The sequence below is a fragment of the Mangrovimonas sp. CR14 genome (genome assembly GCF_011764015.1).
Taxonomy (GTDB): domain Bacteria; phylum Bacteroidota; class Bacteroidia; order Flavobacteriales; family Flavobacteriaceae; genus Mangrovimonas; species Mangrovimonas futianensis.
This window is the reverse complement of sequence record NZ_JAAFZY010000003.1, coordinates 85,263-101,838: the sequence shown is the minus strand read 5'-3', so window position 1 is coordinate 101,838 and position 16,576 is coordinate 85,263. Positions and strand designations below refer to the sequence as shown.

Below are 16,576 nucleotides of genomic sequence, written 5' to 3'. Positions count from 1 at the left end.
AATTAAAAAGACCTGATGAATAAATGATCAGGTCTTAAAATTACATTCTAATAGAATTATTAACTTTTCTCCCAGGTATTGTTGCTGGCTTTGGCATCATAACTAGGAATTTCAAGCTCAACTTTTTTCAAGGAGCCTTTGGTGGAAGATAGCTTCCACTGAAATATGTCGCTATCCTTCCAAACCTTAGGATTAATTTTTTCTTCTAAGACACTTCCGTCATCAAGAGTTGCTTTAATGGTCATTGCCATGGGTCTACCACCTAAATTCTTAAGCGTTACCTGCTGCCCATTGACCTGCTCTATGCCCATATCCATATAGCCCCAATCAAAATACCATGCTTTCCAAAACCAATTCAAATTCTCACCTGATACCCGATTAAAGGTCATCATAAAATCATACGGTGTTGGATGCTTATGCTTCCATGCATCCATATAGGTTTTCATACATTTGGTGAAAGTTTCTTCTCCCAAAAGCTCATAAAGGCTCTTGTAGGAATGGGATCCTATGGTATAGGAATTAAGTCCGCTACCTTCAAATAAATGAGAAGGAGCCATTATAGGTAACACTTCTTGAGATCCAAGATATGGTAAATCCCTTTCAGGCATCTTAAATGGGTTGTCCATAAAAAAGCTAGAAAATGAAGCAAAACCTTCATCCATCCAAGCATATTTTTTTTCATTAATTCCCATCATAAATGGAAAATACATATGGCACATCTCATGCAAGGACAAACCAAATTGCGCTTCGGTGTCATTTAGCACTTCATACCCATAAGTTTTTAATTTTTCTGCAGAGGTTTCTTGGTCATTGGCCATTCCGGCAAACTCCATACCTCCTCCTACTAACCCATTAAAAATGGTGAAATAGTGAAATGGAAATTCATAGACCGGGAATTGGTTATGAAACACCTCTAAAGACATTCCAATAGTTTCCAAAACAGCAGCAAATTCTGGATGACTGGTTGGATACGCTACTTGGATGAAATAATCACCCATTTTATCTGAATAATGAGCCGCATCCCAAACAAAGTGATCACTCAAGGCAAAAGAAAAGTCAGGGAAGTTTTTAGCGGTATACTTCCAAGTCAGATTTTTGGTAGACGTGGTTTTAAAATCTGATTCTCCAATTATAGATACTGCTTCAGTACTTTTTGAAGCTTTTTCCAAACGTTTCTGCACTTCTTCTGAATAAACCTCAGTGGGATTGTCTGGTGCTACAGAGGCCCAAACCATAAAATTATCAGGAATTGTCAACTCCACGTGATAATCGGAATAATCATGATAAAATTCGGTGGCTGCATCATAAACAACCCGATCCCATCCATCAATATCATCATACACAGCCATTTCAGGGTACCAATATGCTACAAACATTGATGTTGGGTCTATGGCGCCACTGCGTTCAAATCCTTCTCCTGGAATGACATAATGCCAATCAACTCTTAGATTCACTTGTCCGCCAGGAGGAACAGGGTTATCGCCCAAAACAATGCTGTAATTAGTACCGCCATACCTTGCCTGTTTTCTGTCTTTTAAATCAATGGGGGTGCCTCCCACCAAAACTTGACCCAATACCATTCCCTCATGTGGCTTTTCATTTGCATCTGCTGCCCTAAAAAAACCTGCTTTTTTGGAATCCGGTTTGTAATAATCGTGATAGGTATGAAATGTGATACTTTTTAAACTATCTGGGCTTTCATTATAATAAGTAATGATGGCCTCTCCAGTGAGTAATCGGGTTGATGGCTCTAAGGTAGCCTTAATATTGTATACTGAATGGTTTTGCCAATATTTAGGCGAAACCGTTCCATTGGCCATTCGTGTTCCTTGTTGATAAGCTTTTTGAAATTCCAGCGGCACATAGATATCCGCAGGTATGGTTTGGGAATAACCAAATAACAAGCCCCCCATTATAACAAGACAACAGGTGAAATAACATTTGAAGGTGTGAATCATAATTTTGAATATTTTAAAGTTTATAACATTCTGATAGAGAGAAGCATAAATATATTAAAATATCAGAATATTTTTACAATGATTTAAAAATCTATAAATGAACAGGAGTTCTTATTCCTTAAATACTTTATGAATATTGTATAATTCTTAGTTCAACCCCAAAAATCATCAATAAAATATCAATTAACCGCTTTCAATCAGTATTTTATCGAAAACCTTAACATAAATAATTGAATATCCATATATTTAAAACTTCACTAAACTTAAACTAACAGATTTCATGAAAAACATTTTACGCCTCTTTCTTATTTTAACGCTCATTTATTCTTGTTCTGATGATAAAACTACCGATGACCTTACTGGATTTGCAATAAACGGTCGTTTGTTGGCTCCAAATGGCACGGACCCGATTCCCAATGCTATGGTTAGTGCTCGCTCCAACAACACAGTTGTAGCTGAGTCTTTTACAGATGTTCAAGGTCAATATGCTTTATCACTTCCAAAAGGTAATTACGAATTAACATTCACAAAGGGGAAATTTTCTGGCGTTTTACAAATTGATGTAGAAGGAGCTAAAACCAATGAAGATGCCTTATTGGATATTTTACCAACTATTGGGGTTGTTACAGGACATTTTGATCATATTGAGCATGTTCTTCTTAATATTGGATTGGTTGATCCAATAACTCAAGAGCCTTTATTTGATATCATTGAAGGGAACAATTTTGGAAGACCTTCAGGCGCACATGGCCACAGGGAATCGCTTCATATGTCCCAAAATAAGGGTATGATGGATGAAATTTTACTGGAGCCTAATGTCGATTTCAATTTTGAAGATTTAATGAATGATCCGGCACTTTTAGGCAGTTATGACATTCTGTTTTTAAATTGTGGTTTGAATGAATCATTAGAAGATATGGGAGATGTCTTGATGGATTATGTTTACAACGGAGGAATTTTATATGCTACAGACTGGGCCGCTGGATACTTAAATGATATTACCAATGGCGGTGCTGATTATATGACATTCTATGATCCTGAAAAAAGCGGAACATCTTTGACTACAACGGCTACCCTTTTAGACACTACATTAAGCGATTGGTTGGAATTGAATTTTGATATTGTATTAGAAGATACAATTGAAATAGAAGAATTTTTAAGTTCTTGGCAGGTAGTTGACAGTTATGACACTACAACAACTATTTCATGGCTTGAAGGAGAAGTTAGTTATAGAGATTCAGGAAATAATATTATTACAGAAACTAAGGATTTAGCATTCACCTTTTTACATGGAGATGGTGCTGTTTTTTATTCATCCTTTCATACTGAAAACTACGATCCTGAATTCAGTGACGTCGATCGAATTATGGAATTTTTTGTGTTTGAGATGTCAGTAATTCAACCTTAAAACGAAACAAAAGAATATAATTTTTGGAGCTGTCTTTATGGGCAGCTCTTTTATTTAATAATCCGTTTACAATCAGAACATATGTTGAAACCCACGCGATCAATGGTTGCAATGGTTTCGGCGGCGTCTTGCATCACGCAAAGTTTATTCTCACAATGATTCAATCCCAAATTATGTCCTATTTCATGAATAGCTATTTTTTTGAGACGTGCATAAAATTGGGGTTCGCAGGTTTTTCCTAGTCTGTAGGTTGAAACCACACAACTTGGCCCATCCACATATCCCAAGCCATATACGCCCCAATCCATATATTTATAAACTGGTTTTTTGATTTCTCCTAAGTCGTTCTTTTTAGTGGTAGAAATGTCGTGATTGGTGACGCCTATTACATGGTCTACATACCACGGTTTGTTCCTTACTAAATCGCGCAACAAAGAATCAGCACGGTATCTGGGGTTCTTGATATGAACAAAAGCATGGTCAGGTAGAGACAATTGATTTAAGACAACCACCTCATTGGCAAAAGATGTTTCTAATGCATCTGATATAGAATCTAAAAAAGCAGGATTGACCTCCCCATAAGCCTGTACGCCTATAATTACAGAATCACTCTGTCTTTTAGAACAACTAAAAAGAAGTATTAATAATAACCAACTAGCTAATCTCATGACTTTAAGGTACATAATTTTTTAAAAAAAGGAGTCAGTCTTTAAACGTTCCTGAAAATCAATTATTTCTCTAAAGGTTATTTAAAGTTATTTCTTATTAAAATTGGAAGAATTACTTATCGCAGAACCTGAAAGAAATCCTTTAATCCAGTAAGGATACTTTGAACCGCATATGCTGCCAGTATTAAGCCCATAATCTTACTGATTACGGTAATACCATAATCACCTATACGCTTTTGAACAAGGTTGGCAGCAAGAAGTAAAAACATAGTTAGCATGACCACTACAAATACCAAAACAGTAGTTAAAGCTTGATGCTGAAAACCATAAATGTGATTATCGGTCATCAATACTACAGCCATAATAGCTCCAGGTGACGCAATAGATGGAATCGCTACTGGGAATATAGTCACATGTTTGTAATCTTTTATTAAATGCTTCTCTGACTCAGGCTTTCCTTCTCCAAAAATCATGGTCAAAGCAAACAGAAATAGAATGACACCTCCTGATATTTGAAAAGCATCTAAAGAAACATTCATCCCTTCCAAAATCAGTTGCCCCAAAAGGATAAAAAACAACAAAATACCAAAAGCTACAAAGGAGGCAATGATCGCTACTTTCTTTTTGTGTTTACCATCAAAATGTTTAGTTGCCTCAAGATAAACTGGGATACTCCCTAGAGGATCAATAACAGCTATAAGAAAAAAAATGGTTGAAAGAATACTTGCTATCATACTATTGTATACGCTTTCCTTGGGTTGAGAAAGAAAGTCCTTGTTGCCCAGAGGTGGAGATCATCACAGCATCAAATAGAGGTTCTAATACACCGCTTTGTTGTTTCCAGTCAAACAAAAAATTACCTCCTGTACCTCCTTGGGTATCCTTTTCATCAATAACAATTTCAACGGTTTCCATGGGTGCTATAAAAATGGGCTGTTCAAAATAAGAATGGATTAACTCCCCATGCGTATCAAAATATTGGGCACTTGCAACAAATATGGAATCCTTCCTGTTTACATTACGCATGCTTACTGTAACGGTTAATTCATGTGTAATATGTTCGGTCTGGCTATATATTTCCGAATAAACAGACAAATAGGTAGTTCCGGTTTGCAACGAGTCCAAACCAGAATGAGAAAAGGCTTGTCTTTTTTTCCAGTTCACGGGATCTACTGAGCTATTCACCTTCTTAGGGTTTTGGCAACTTGCAAATACCATAACAACACAAACAAACAACACAAACTTTTTGAACATAATCCAGTTTTTGATAATGGTCTAATTTAAACTATTTCAAACGAATAAAAAACCCCAAGTGATTGCTTGGGGTTCTTAAAGTTTATTTTGTCGGAATATTAATCCTCCGGATGCATAAAACGTTGTTTTCCCAATAACACATCTTCGGTTTCTACATGGTCATCATCTGGGATACAACAATCTACCGGACAAACCGCAGCACATTGTGGTTCCTCATGGAATCCTTTACATTCAGTACATTTATCGGGTACGATATAATAAATTTCATCACTGATTGGTTCTTGTGCTTCCTCTGCGTTCACTTGCTTGCCGTTAGGCAAAACAATATCACCAGATAGACTGGTACCATCATTGTATCTCCAGTCGTCGGCCCCTTCATAAATAGCCGTGTTTGGGCATTCAGGCTCACAAGCACCGCAGTTAATACATTCGTCTGTTATAATAATTGCCATAGCGAATTTTAGATTTTAGACAGGTCTTTATTCTATATAAAAAAGACCCGTGTTCAAGTTCATTTTTCTAACTTTGTTGCGCAAAAATAAAGCCAAAACAATTCATAACCAAACACAGAATGGATTTACATCAAAGAATTAAAGCTTTTACATTATTGGGAGACTTTATGAGTCAATTTATTCAGGAAACCCCTATTAATAAAGAGGAGATTCCACATAATGACCTGTTTTTTGATGGCTTTAAGCACCAAATGAAATTGGCCGAAGAACACAACGGTTGGTTTAACCGTGCTAATTTAATCTATGCCCTTTCTGGTTGGTCACATTTGCTCACTGAAGAAAACCTAAATAATTGGGTTTCGTCTTATGACCTTCAAGCCGTAGATCCCAAGTGCATTGCTATCATCATGGCCGGAAATATTCCTCTGGTTGGGTTTCACGATTTTTTAGCCGTTTTAATTAGTGGTCATGATGTGCTGGTCAAACAATCTTCAAATGATAAACAATTGTTGCCTTTTTTGGCAAAATATCTTGAATTCGTTGAGCCTGAATTCAAAGGAAAAATCACTTTTACCGAAGAAAAATTATCAGACTTTGATGCGGTAATTGCTACTGGAAGTAACAATACAGCTCGATATTTTGAATATTACTTTAAGGACAAACCAGCCATCATCAGAAAAAATAGAAATTCAGTAGCGGTTCTTACAGGTGAAGAATCCCCTGAAGAATTGGAAAAACTGGCAGAAGATATTTTTAGGTATTATGGATTGGGCTGCAGAAATGTGTCTAAATTGTTTGTACCTAAAGAGTATAACTTTGATGCCTTTTTTCAAGGTGTCTATGAATGGCATCCCATTATCAATGAAACCAAATATGCCAACAATTACGACTATAACAAGGCCGTATATTTGATGAGCGAGTTTGATATGTTGGAGAACGGTTTTTTGATGATTAAGGAAGATACAAGCTACGCCTCCCCCATTGCTACGGTTTTTTATGAACACTACGAAAGTATGGAAGACCTGAGAAGAAAATTGGATACAGACGCTGAGAAAATTCAATGCATTGTTTCAAAAGGCCAGAATTCAAACGATATCGCTTTCGGACAGACCCAAAGACCAGCATTAACAGACTATGCCGACGGAGTGGATACCTTGAAGTTCTTGTTGACAATATCTTCTTAAAATTATCATAGAAGTGACAAGTTTGTCATAATTAATTAGCAAATTTGTATTCATTTCATTTCAAAAAACAGTTGAAAATAAACGGTTTCAACACATAATTTAAAACTATTTAATCCATGAAAAGACACAATTTTAGCGCCGGACCATGTGTGCTTCCACAAGAGGTTATTGAAAAATCTGCTCAAGCAGTTTTAGACTTTGATAATGGTTTATCGCTAATTGAAATATCCCATCGTAGTAAGGCATTCGTTGATGTAATGGAAAATGCTCGAGCCTTAGCCCTAGAATTGCTAGGTTTGGAAGGTAAGGGATATAAAGCTCTGTTCTTACAGGGAGGAGCTAGTACCCAATTTTTGATGGTAGCTCTTAACCTTTTAGAAAAAAGAGCAGGATATTTAAATACAGGAACTTGGGCCGCCAAAGCTATTAAAGAGGCTCAAATTTATGACGATATTTATGAAGTAGCTTCCTCTAAGGATGCCAACTATAACTACATCCCAAAAGGATACGACATTCCAGAGGAGTATGACTATTTCCACTGTACTTCAAACAATACCATTTTTGGAACCCAGATAAAAGAATTCCCTAACTCACCAATCCCAATGGTTTGTGATATGAGTAGTGATATCTTTTCAAGACAATTGGATTTCTCAAAATTCGATCTGATTTATGCCGGTGCCCAAAAGAACATGGGACCTGCAGGAGTAACCTTGGTAGTGGTTAAAGAAGACATTCTAGGAAAGGTATCTCGCAAGATTCCTTCCATGATGGATTATAAAGTACATATTGATAAAAGCAGTATGTTCAATACACCTCCTGTGTTTGCTGTTTATACGTCTATGTTGACTATGGAATGGCTTAAAAACCTTGGTGGAATTGCTGCTATTGAAAAGGAAAACGAGAAAAAAGCACAGCTTATCTATTCTGAAATTGACTTAAATCCATTGTTTAATGGATTTGCTGTAAAAGCCGATAGATCAAACATGAACGCCACATTCACTTTGGCAAACGAAGACCTTAAAGAGACTTTTGACACCATGTGGAAAGAAGCCGGTATCAATGGCTTAAACGGTCACAGAAGTGTGGGTGGATATCGCGCTTCCATGTACAATGCCCTATCGCTTGATAGCGTCAAGGTATTGGTGGAAGTCATGAGTGAATTAGAGAGAAAAGCATAATAATATACATTTAAAATATAGAAACAAACAGGCATGAAAGTATTAGCAAATGATGGTATTTCAAAAAGCGGTATCGAGGCACTCGAAGCTGGCGGATTTAATGTAAACACCACAACGGTTGCTCAAGAACAATTAATCGATTATATCAACGAAAATGATATTGATGTTCTTTTAGTTCGAAGTGCAACCCAAGTTAGAAAAGACTTGATTGATGCATGTAAGAATCTTAAAGTGATTGGACGTGGCGGTGTTGGTATGGATAATATCGATGTGGATTATGCTAGAAATAAAGGAGTTCACGTGATTAATACACCTGCGGCTTCTTCCCACTCTGTGGCAGAATTGGTTTTTGCACACATGTTGGGACTAGCACGCTTCTTACACAATGCCAACAGAGATATGCCTTTGGAAGGAGAAACTAAATTCAAAGCCCTTAAAAAGAGCTATTCCAAAGGAATCGAACTTAAAGGCAAAACCATAGGTATATTAGGATTTGGAAGAATCGGTCAAGCGACTGCCAAAGTGGCCTTAGGATTAGGGATGAAAGTTGTGGCTTTTGACCCGTTTATGGAAGAAGCTTCTTTGGGATTAGAGTTTTTTGACGGACAAACAGTAACCTTCAATATCAAAACCATTTCTAAAGAAGAGCTTTTAAAGCAATCTGATTTTATTACCCTTCACGTACCAGCGCAAGACGATTATGTAATTGGTGCACCAGAATTTGAAACCATGAAAGATGGGGTTATTTTGGTTAATGCAGCACGTGGTGGTGTGATTGATGAAGTGGCTTTGGTTAATGCTATTGACTCTGGTAAAGTTGCTAGAGCGGCATTGGATGTTTTTGAAAAAGAACCTACTCCAGAAATCCAATTATTGATGAATCCTTCCTTGTCGTTAACTCCTCATACAGGTGCGGCAACCAATGAGGCTCAAGACCGTATTGGAACAGAATTGGCAAGTCAAATCATAGCCATTTTCAAAGGGCAGGAAGCTTAAAATAAAATTGACTATATCTTAAAGTCCATAACAACTGCTTATGGACTTTTTTTTGTACCTTATTTTCTCATAACCAAAAATTTAAACACATGTCAGGAATACTCGATATACTGAATAGCGATTTAGGCCAATCCATCATCAGTGGTGCTGCCAACCAAACCAATCAACCTCAAGATAAAACCGCCAGCGTGCTTACCATGGCCCTACCGGTCATGATGCAGGCCATGAAACGAAATGCTTCTTCTCCTGAAGGCGCTGCCAATTTGTTAGGTGCCCTTAACAATAGTAAACACGACGGAAGTTTATTGGACAACTTGGGAGGCTTTTTTGAAGGAGGCGTCAATGATAACATGTTGGAAGACGGTAGCAAGATTCTGAACCATGTTTTGGGAAGCAAGCAACAAGGTGTCAATAAATTGATTGGCGATAAATCAGGAATGGATGCCAACCAAGTAGCTGAAATCCTTAAAGTGGCCGCCCCTATCCTATTGGGATTATTAGGAAAACAAACACGGCAAAACAACGTATCTAGTGCGGATGGTTTGGATGATTTATTAGGCGGCATGATAAAAGGTAATTCTGGTGATAACGAACAATCCTTCTTGGAAGCCATCTTAGATGCAGATGGTGATGGCAGTGTGGTTGATGATGTAGCCGGTATGGTTTTGGGATCTAGTAAAAACAAAGGTGGGCTTGGTGGCCTTCTAGGTGGTTTATTTGGAAAATAAACATTACTCTATTTAAAGTTAAAAAGGAGGCTCTTATGAGTCTCCTTTTTTATATGTAATAATGAATGTGGTGTTCTTGAGCTTAAGAAAATATAATTGCTAAAGAGGCACCAATTATCACGGCTGCTAGAATACCGATGGCACCATTGAACTCCATACTCTCATTTAGAAATTCTTTGAAACTTTTATCTGAACCCCATAATCTTGAAATTGCCCACCTTATCGCAGCACCAGGATATTGAAACAACGCATATACTATTACTTCAAAAATGATTTCTCTCATGTTTGATTAGACTTTTAAAATCAAGTAAATTATTATAAATAATTGCATCATAAACTCAGTTCAGAATAGGTTTATTCTACACTTTCAGTGTGTGTTTCTTTAGTGATCTTTGAATAATGACATCTTAACAAATGCCACTTCCCATCTGTTTTTTGAAAGAACCAAGTTTCCTTATACGGAGCATAAAGCTCCTCCCCTTCTGGCAATAAAAAGGTTGCCTCATTGACCACACCTACCAGAGCCCAATCTTCACCGCCTTCATACTCATACTGTGACAACTTCCGTTCTCTGGGATACCAAGGTTCGGTTGTTTTAATGATATCCAACATTTCCTTGGCACTTGTTGTTACGCCATTATGGTGCACCAATTTGGTTTGAGGTGTCATCATTGCCTCCATCTGATCGTAATCTCTAGCATCAAAGGCTTTGAAAAAAGTACCAACCATCTGGGTTACTGCAACCGAATCTGTTTCACGAGTCGCATAAGTATCATCATCAAGTGTTATGTTTTCTGCCTTATGTGTTGGGTTGTTACACGACAAAAATGCCAAAATAGGAATTAATAATAGGTATTTCATTTTTGTAATGGTTTTGAGAATTAATGCTTCGGTATTGAATGTTCTTTAAAAAATGTGTATTCAATACATAATCAAAAAAGCTACTTTTTATTCTAGGGAGTTAGGCTTAAAACTAGCCAATAATTTTCTATAAGAAAAGGAATTGCTTGATAATTAGCTGATTTTAATGAAACCTATAATTAGCTTCCAATATTATGTATTCTTCCTTTCAATTTATGCCTATTAAAATTACTTACTCGATTCTGATCTTGGCGGTTTAAAATGACGTATATGAATACTGGAATTAGTAAAAACCCTCCTACTGAATAAATTAAATAATGACTTGTTCCCGTTTTCAAAAAAGGATTAACCACTAAAAATATTAATGGAGTCCCTATCAACAAAACCAAACCTGAAGAAATCTGTGCTAACTTAGAGGGGTTAGCAAATAATTCATCGACGTGGAACTTTGTTTCAGTTTTACAACTCTTACACTTCAAGGTAACAAACTCTCCAATCCGCATAGCAAATTCAACTCGAGTATAAGCTTGAGTGATAAAGGGTATTTCAGATTGACACGATTGGCACTTTCCGAAAACTTTCATATTCTTTATTTTACTTTATCACAAGATTAATAAAAAATCATTTTAACCTCTTATTGGTGCTAATATTTACTTAGATAAAAATTTTAACTTCAACAAAAGTGATTTCTAATTAAACTATAAGCTAACAGGACCGTTGCCACTGGTAGAAAGTTAAGAAAGACACTATAAATAATATAATAATTTTTATGCTTCAAATCACCTTTGTTATCAACCCAAATCCCATCTGACAATTCATGACGATATGTTTGATACGGCTCATTACCAAATAGTTTTCTAAATATCATGGCAGTCCCTTTTATAATGTTTATCGTCAGGAACGGTGAAAAAGTGAGAAGGGCGCAATTGATAGGACATAAATAATTCCAGCCCAATAATTCCATAGTAACACCTCCAAACCCTATAAATAAGAAATATTTCCTATACCAATTGTATCGTTTTTCATCCTTTAAGTCTTCTGAAGTAAAAATCACGAAAAAGGTAAGACCGATACAAATGAAAATTATCATGTAAAAATAGACTTCTGAAAGGGTCATGTTTTCTATCTCTTGTAAAAAGGTTGTGTTTCGGTTAAAAAATATTGAGACAAATCATTATTAGTATCCAATTGAATAAAGTCAATAATCCCTTCTTTAAAAATTCTTTCAGCCAAAGGACCAGCTTCATTGGTAACAGCCTTCATAGTTCCTTCCATATCAAGTGCAATCATTAAATGTGGGCGCGTTTCGCTTTGCCCCATGCGTATGGCGGCCAAAAATGCCGCTTTAACAAGGCCTTGTCTCCTGAACAAATCACTCATAGCATTTACCAATTCTGTTGGATAGGCTGCTGGTTGACCAATTTGGATCTGGGTATCCTCTTCAATCACTTTATCGTTACTTTCTTCAAAAATGGAACCATCCATCAATTTTTCGATTTCTTGAGGAATAAGTTCCTTACCATAGTCAGAATAAGGATTTAGAATCAAGGTGGCACCTTTGGTCATTCCAAACAAATCCTGACCTCTAATGGCTAAATAAGGCACCTCCTCTTTAATGATGTCTTTATCAAAAATACGATTCGTTGATGTAAACACTGGAATTTGTCCATTTTCAAATGTAACTAAAGCCACGGTGCTATCTTTTTCCAATGTCTGCATTCCCTCTGAAATACCATAGTTGCCATTGGTTAAAACAATAAGGTCATTCCATAGTAACTTTTGATAAAACTGCGGTCTAGCCGATGCTTTTGTAGCAGCTTCCATTAAGGTATTTTCTAATTCATTATCAGGAAAACTGCTTCCAGTTTTCTTCTTTTTAAAGATGTCAAATAGTCCCATTTAATTGTTTTGTTTTAAATGTTTAAAACCTAATCTATTTAATTGCAATACTTCTTTTTTAATTCTTGGGCTTGCTCATAGGTGTTATACCCAATTAGCAGTAAACCTTCCGTACAATTTACTCTACTAGCCTTCAGTTGTTTGCCAACATATTCCCGATACTCTTCATATTTCCTGTAGCGTTCTGGAATTAATTTGATGGACTTTTTAGCATCAATATATTTCAATTTTTCATGAATGACCAATTCATAAATATTTCGCTCCAAAACATTTTTATGAGATTCATTCTCAAGTTTAAAATTAAACATTCGTGTTTTTGATAGGTGGGTAATTTTCAAAGTATTACTGATTCCTAAACTTCGTTTCTCCGCAGGAGCTCGATTGGCTATATTAATTTTTTCATTGTAATAGGCATCAATAAACATTTCAAAATCAGTCAACTCTTCATATTTTATTTTCTCTGTATCGTTTAAAATCAATTCATCTGAACCCAATTCCAAAAACCCAACTTTCTCATGTATGATTTTCTCAAAATCATAAAACTGATAAAACTGACTAAAGACCATAATCAAACTCCCAATGAGAATTAAAGTCCAAACTGGAGGAATTCCAGGTATGAAGTAATAGGTGTTTTTAAACAGGTAATAAAAAATCACTCCAAAGACAAGGAAAACAAATCCAGACCAGGCTAAGATTTTCGTATTGGAAATTTCATGTTTCATAATACGAAATACATAGGCTTTGAAAGTCATATCATTTTTATAACTCATGGTTACAGTTGCAATTTATTAGGGATTTCTTTAGACCAATTATCAGGATTTCTACCAAACCTTTTCGTTAATACCCATTAACTTTTTCATTACTTGATTGTATCGATATACAATCCTTATTTCAGTTCTGTTTACTATACAACCAAAAAGGTATTCGTAATTCAAATCGTATTTTTCAGCTAACAGTTTATTTTTTTGAATGGTATCGTCGGATAAAAAACCGCCTGTACTGAAAAGACGTCGGATTCCGTTGTTGAAGTCTATATATGCCTGCTTCTCACTGTACTTATTATAGAACTCCGGTTCAACTATAGAATCGCGATAAACAGCTAATTTTCTATCAGATATCCGAAGTTTTAAAGTATCGTTAAGTTCATATGAATCGAACTTAAAAGCTTTATTAAAAATAGTTGAATGGGGGTTTACATTAATATGAATGGAATCATTCAAATCCGTTCTAAATTTGAAAATTCCACTGGAGTCTGTTTCTAATTCAAAGAGTCTGTTTTTTTGTTTTATCCTAATCTTGTGTTTTCGGTTGGTCAAATTTTGAATTGTCCCGTCTGGAAAGGATTCTAAAATTTTGTATTCGCTTTCCGCCGACTTATAAAATTCAACCTTACCAACAATTTCCCTTTGTGAAAAAAGGAACTGTGGTATAACCAGACTCAATAATATGATAAAAAAAATCTCAAAATAGGAGGAAGTCATTCTCTGTCTCTAAAAATACATTAATTTATCACATTTTAACTACTAATATATTATGGATGCATTTAGAGGGAAACTAATATAATTTTAAGCAGGAAAATATTTCTAGAGGTATCGTACTTCGAATTAGAGCTAATTATTAAAACTAACCTTATAAGTTACAAAATTTTATCTTAATATCTTATGATTTCCATCATCCGAAAATCATAATTAAAAGCTTAAATTCAAATGCTTTAAGCACAAGCTTTACTCCTTATTTAGAGTATAAAATGGCTAGGTATTTTATGTACCGAATAAATCTTAACCAACTACCTTCCCGATCACCATTATTGGTACTATTCGATTTATCAATTTTAAATTTTTCAAAAAATGAAGCGTTTAAATTTAATTTGGATGGCCCCTATCTTATTGTTGATTTTCTTTTCTTGTTCTCATGAACAATTAGATTCTTATGAAGTTGCAACTAATGAATCCTTGAGAAAGGCTGAACCTAGAGCCGTCACGGTATCATTTAAGGCAACATTCTATACGCTTAGAGATTATTCGTTTGCACTTGACTGTTCTGCCTATGGGTCTGAAAATCCAGATGAAGATTTTGGTGCTCCCGGAAATTATCAAGTCGGTGGTGGAAATGGAACGCATTTAGGTGAATTTATGACAACCATCTCTTTTTGTGGTGGACCTAATTTCCAGTATCGCGCAGGAGAAGGTGTTTTTGTTGCGGCCAATGGGGATGAATTGTATTTCAATATTCCACCAACAGACGTTATCGGACAAATTTACCAAGTATTTGATGACCCTCTCTACGAATTATGGTTTGGGGATGACTTTGAATTTACAGGAGGTACTGGTCGCTTTGCTGGAGCAACTGGTAGTGGTACCACAGATAGTTGGGTGAATTTAATTGATGGAGGGTGGAGCAATTTTCCTGATGGTTTCATTGCTGAACATCAAACAGATCATGTATTTACAGGTACCTTAACATTTTATCCAGGTGCCAATTCCAATTAGAAAGTTATTGCATTATTGAGCTACCCTAGGTAGCTCCATTTTTCTTGAAGTACGTAACGTGTTGAATTTTTTTAATTAGCCACAAACAACTTATTCATAAGGTAGATCATTTTTCAAACTATATTTGACTACTTCAAATCAAATTTAATTTTCGTATTTTTAAACTTATGAAACAATTGTATCTCATAGGAATACTTGTTATGTGCATTTGGGCTTGTAGTTCAACCAAATCCAATTCTAATCAGTCAAATGGCCAAGTAACCAAGGATTCCATAAAAACTATTGATAATGATACGGTAAGAATTGCTAATGAGGAAGTAGAATATGAAATCATTATTATTGAACCCGGTTTTAATACTTGGTTGCAATCTACTGCCAGACCTGAAGGTTTTTACACGCAGTCTTTCTTAGAAGGTCGGAACATTCAATATGTGACCGCTTGGAACCAAAGGGTACTTCAACCTCAAGTTTATAATCCCAGTCTTTATGAAATGCAAATCAATTACAGTCCAGGCATTGATTATGGCTATGATGTAAACTACAAACTTTATAATTATTTCATTTACTTTCAATTAAAATACAAACAACAATTAACAGGAATAGTTCCACGTATTTAGACTATATTTGCACCGCAATATAGCCTATGGAAACATTCAAGAAAAATTGGGAAATTCAAAAGAACTGGCAACTCATTTTTCCGTTTTTGGGTTTGGTTGGTTTGGGCTATAGCTCCTATAAATTGGCTGCAGCACTCTTTAAGCATTTAAACCTTCTTTTGTTTATTTGTACAACTGTAGTTATCTTTTTCATACTACTAGGAGTCACCCTATTCTTATTTAAAAAATTGGAAAAAAAATGGATCTTGCAGTACCGTTGGGAAATGATTAGGGTGTTTATCATCTTTGCCATGACCGGAACCTCTTCTGTCTTTGTTAGCCGACCCCTTATCAAATTCATGGGAATTACTAAAGAAAACTTAAATCCCTTGCTGTATTGGGTACTATACCTTATCATTGGGCTCATTTTTTACCAAATACTGTTGGTTTTCTTTGGATGGGCCTTAGGCCAGTTTAAATTCTTCTGGGAATTTGAAAAGAAAATGCTTAGACGATTTGGTTTAAAACGATTTGTGGATTAAGTGGTAAAACTAAAGCAACATATCATGTTTAGAATAGCAGCCCTAGGTCTGATCCTTTTGGTGATGATGCCAGCTGCTATTAAGTTACACCACAGTTTGGAATCTAAGCACAAACATGAAGTTTGTCAAGGAGAACCACAAGCGCACTTTCATACTTGGGACGTAGATTGTGATTTTCAAAAGTTTAAAATCACTCCTACTTTCACCCTTTCAGTATTTGAATATGATCTTCTTAAAGAAGAGCACAACCACGAACTGATTCTTTCGCAATACCAGTTCATAAGTGAGTTTCAGAAATCACATATCAGCCTACGCGGCCCACCTTTTAATAGTTAATATTCGCCTCAAATCAATTTGAATCAT

The 16,576-nt window shown here is 35.7% G+C and carries 20 protein-coding genes; 9 read left to right on the top strand and 11 right to left on the bottom strand.

The window, feature by feature from the left end; all coding sequences use genetic code 11:
- Positions 1-59: 59 nt before the first annotated feature.
- Positions 60-1,958, bottom strand: a complete 1,899-nt coding sequence (locus GZ212_RS06445; RefSeq protein WP_166958327.1) for a M1 family metallopeptidase — start codon at positions 1,956-1,958, stop codon at positions 60-62.
- A 280-nt stretch (positions 1,959-2,238) separates the two neighbouring features.
- Here GZ212_RS06445 and GZ212_RS06440 point away from each other — a divergent pair, with 280 nt between their 5' ends.
- Positions 2,239-3,366, top strand: a complete 1,128-nt coding sequence (locus GZ212_RS06440) for a carboxypeptidase-like regulatory domain-containing protein (RefSeq protein WP_166958325.1) — start codon at positions 2,239-2,241, stop codon at positions 3,364-3,366.
- A gap of 50 nt (positions 3,367-3,416) precedes the next feature.
- On the opposite strand, the gene GZ212_RS06435 is transcribed toward GZ212_RS06440, so the two are convergent.
- From GZ212_RS06435 to GZ212_RS06420, 4 genes are all read right to left on the bottom strand, one after another.
- The gene (locus tag GZ212_RS06435) at positions 3,417-4,034 is read right to left on the bottom strand and encodes a matrixin family metalloprotease (protein WP_166958323.1); all 618 of its coding nucleotides are present in this window, start codon (positions 4,032-4,034) and stop codon (positions 3,417-3,419) included.
- Positions 4,035-4,150: 116 nt separating this feature from the next.
- Complete coding sequence (locus tag GZ212_RS06430; RefSeq protein ID WP_206080400.1) at positions 4,151-4,768, bottom strand: MarC family protein; 618 nt, start codon at positions 4,766-4,768, stop codon at positions 4,151-4,153.
- Position 4,769: 1 nt separating this feature from the next.
- Positions 4,770-5,288 (bottom strand): DUF3124 domain-containing protein, encoded by a 519-nt coding sequence (locus tag GZ212_RS06425; RefSeq protein WP_166958321.1) that lies wholly within the window; start codon positions 5,286-5,288, stop codon positions 4,770-4,772.
- 98 nt (positions 5,289-5,386) lie between these two features.
- On the bottom strand, positions 5,387-5,740 hold the full coding sequence (locus GZ212_RS06420; RefSeq protein ID WP_053969908.1) for a 4Fe-4S dicluster domain-containing protein: 354 nt from the start codon (positions 5,738-5,740) through the stop codon (positions 5,387-5,389).
- Positions 5,741-5,859: 119 nt separating this feature from the next.
- Here GZ212_RS06420 and GZ212_RS06415 point away from each other — a divergent pair, with 119 nt between their 5' ends.
- From GZ212_RS06415 to GZ212_RS06400, 4 genes are all read left to right on the top strand, one after another.
- Positions 5,860-6,924 (top strand): acyl-CoA reductase, encoded by a 1,065-nt coding sequence (locus GZ212_RS06415; RefSeq protein WP_166958319.1) that lies wholly within the window; start codon positions 5,860-5,862, stop codon positions 6,922-6,924.
- Positions 6,925-7,040: 116 nt separating this feature from the next.
- Complete coding sequence (serC, locus tag GZ212_RS06410; RefSeq protein WP_053969906.1) at positions 7,041-8,102, top strand: 3-phosphoserine/phosphohydroxythreonine transaminase; 1,062 nt, start codon at positions 7,041-7,043, stop codon at positions 8,100-8,102.
- Between the two features lie 33 nt (positions 8,103-8,135).
- On the top strand, positions 8,136-9,098 hold the full coding sequence (locus GZ212_RS06405; RefSeq protein WP_166958317.1) for a D-2-hydroxyacid dehydrogenase: 963 nt from the start codon (positions 8,136-8,138) through the stop codon (positions 9,096-9,098).
- An 89-nt stretch (positions 9,099-9,187) separates the two neighbouring features.
- Positions 9,188-9,826: a DUF937 domain-containing protein gene (locus GZ212_RS06400; RefSeq protein WP_166958315.1), complete on the top strand. Its 639-nt coding sequence runs from the start codon at positions 9,188-9,190 to the stop codon at positions 9,824-9,826.
- An 82-nt stretch (positions 9,827-9,908) separates the two neighbouring features.
- On the opposite strand, the gene GZ212_RS06395 is transcribed toward GZ212_RS06400, so the two are convergent.
- The 6 genes from GZ212_RS06395 to GZ212_RS06370 form a co-directional block, all read right to left on the bottom strand.
- Entirely contained in the window at positions 9,909-10,109 is a 201-nt protein-coding gene (locus tag GZ212_RS06395) for a hypothetical protein (RefSeq protein ID WP_166958313.1), read from the bottom strand.
- Positions 10,110-10,180: 71 nt separating this feature from the next.
- On the bottom strand, positions 10,181-10,687 hold the full coding sequence (locus GZ212_RS06390; protein WP_166958311.1) for a DUF4440 domain-containing protein: 507 nt from the start codon (positions 10,685-10,687) through the stop codon (positions 10,181-10,183).
- Positions 10,688-11,360: 673 nt separating this feature from the next.
- Positions 11,361-11,777 carry a hypothetical protein gene (locus GZ212_RS06385; protein WP_166958309.1) on the bottom strand — a complete coding sequence of 139 codons (417 nt, stop codon included), beginning with the start codon at positions 11,775-11,777 and terminating at the stop codon, positions 11,361-11,363.
- 32 nt (positions 11,778-11,809) lie between these two features.
- On the bottom strand, positions 11,810-12,586 hold the full coding sequence (locus GZ212_RS06380) for an enhanced serine sensitivity protein SseB C-terminal domain-containing protein (protein ID WP_166958306.1): 777 nt from the start codon (positions 12,584-12,586) through the stop codon (positions 11,810-11,812).
- Between the two features lie 38 nt (positions 12,587-12,624).
- Entirely contained in the window at positions 12,625-13,356 is a 732-nt protein-coding gene (locus tag GZ212_RS06375; RefSeq protein ID WP_166958304.1) for a hypothetical protein, read from the bottom strand.
- Between the two features lie 51 nt (positions 13,357-13,407).
- A complete protein-coding gene (locus tag GZ212_RS06370) occupies positions 13,408-14,067 on the bottom strand; it encodes a hypothetical protein (protein WP_166958303.1) in 660 nt (219 codons plus the stop codon).
- Between the two features lie 366 nt (positions 14,068-14,433).
- Here GZ212_RS06370 and GZ212_RS06365 point away from each other — a divergent pair, with 366 nt between their 5' ends.
- The 4 genes from GZ212_RS06365 (at position 14,434) to GZ212_RS06350 (ending at position 16,549) form a co-directional block, all read left to right on the top strand.
- On the top strand, positions 14,434-15,075 hold the full coding sequence (locus GZ212_RS06365; protein ID WP_166958301.1) for a hypothetical protein: 642 nt from the start codon (positions 14,434-14,436) through the stop codon (positions 15,073-15,075).
- Between the two features lie 167 nt (positions 15,076-15,242).
- Positions 15,243-15,692 (top strand): DUF6146 family protein, encoded by a 450-nt coding sequence (locus GZ212_RS06360; RefSeq protein ID WP_166958299.1) that lies wholly within the window; start codon positions 15,243-15,245, stop codon positions 15,690-15,692.
- Positions 15,693-15,718: 26 nt separating this feature from the next.
- Complete coding sequence (locus GZ212_RS06355) at positions 15,719-16,213, top strand: DUF6787 family protein (RefSeq protein WP_166958297.1); 495 nt, start codon at positions 15,719-15,721, stop codon at positions 16,211-16,213.
- Positions 16,214-16,237: 24 nt separating this feature from the next.
- Positions 16,238-16,549: a hypothetical protein gene (locus GZ212_RS06350; RefSeq protein WP_157492013.1), complete on the top strand. Its 312-nt coding sequence runs from the start codon at positions 16,238-16,240 to the stop codon at positions 16,547-16,549.
- Positions 16,550-16,576 lie beyond the last annotated feature (27 nt).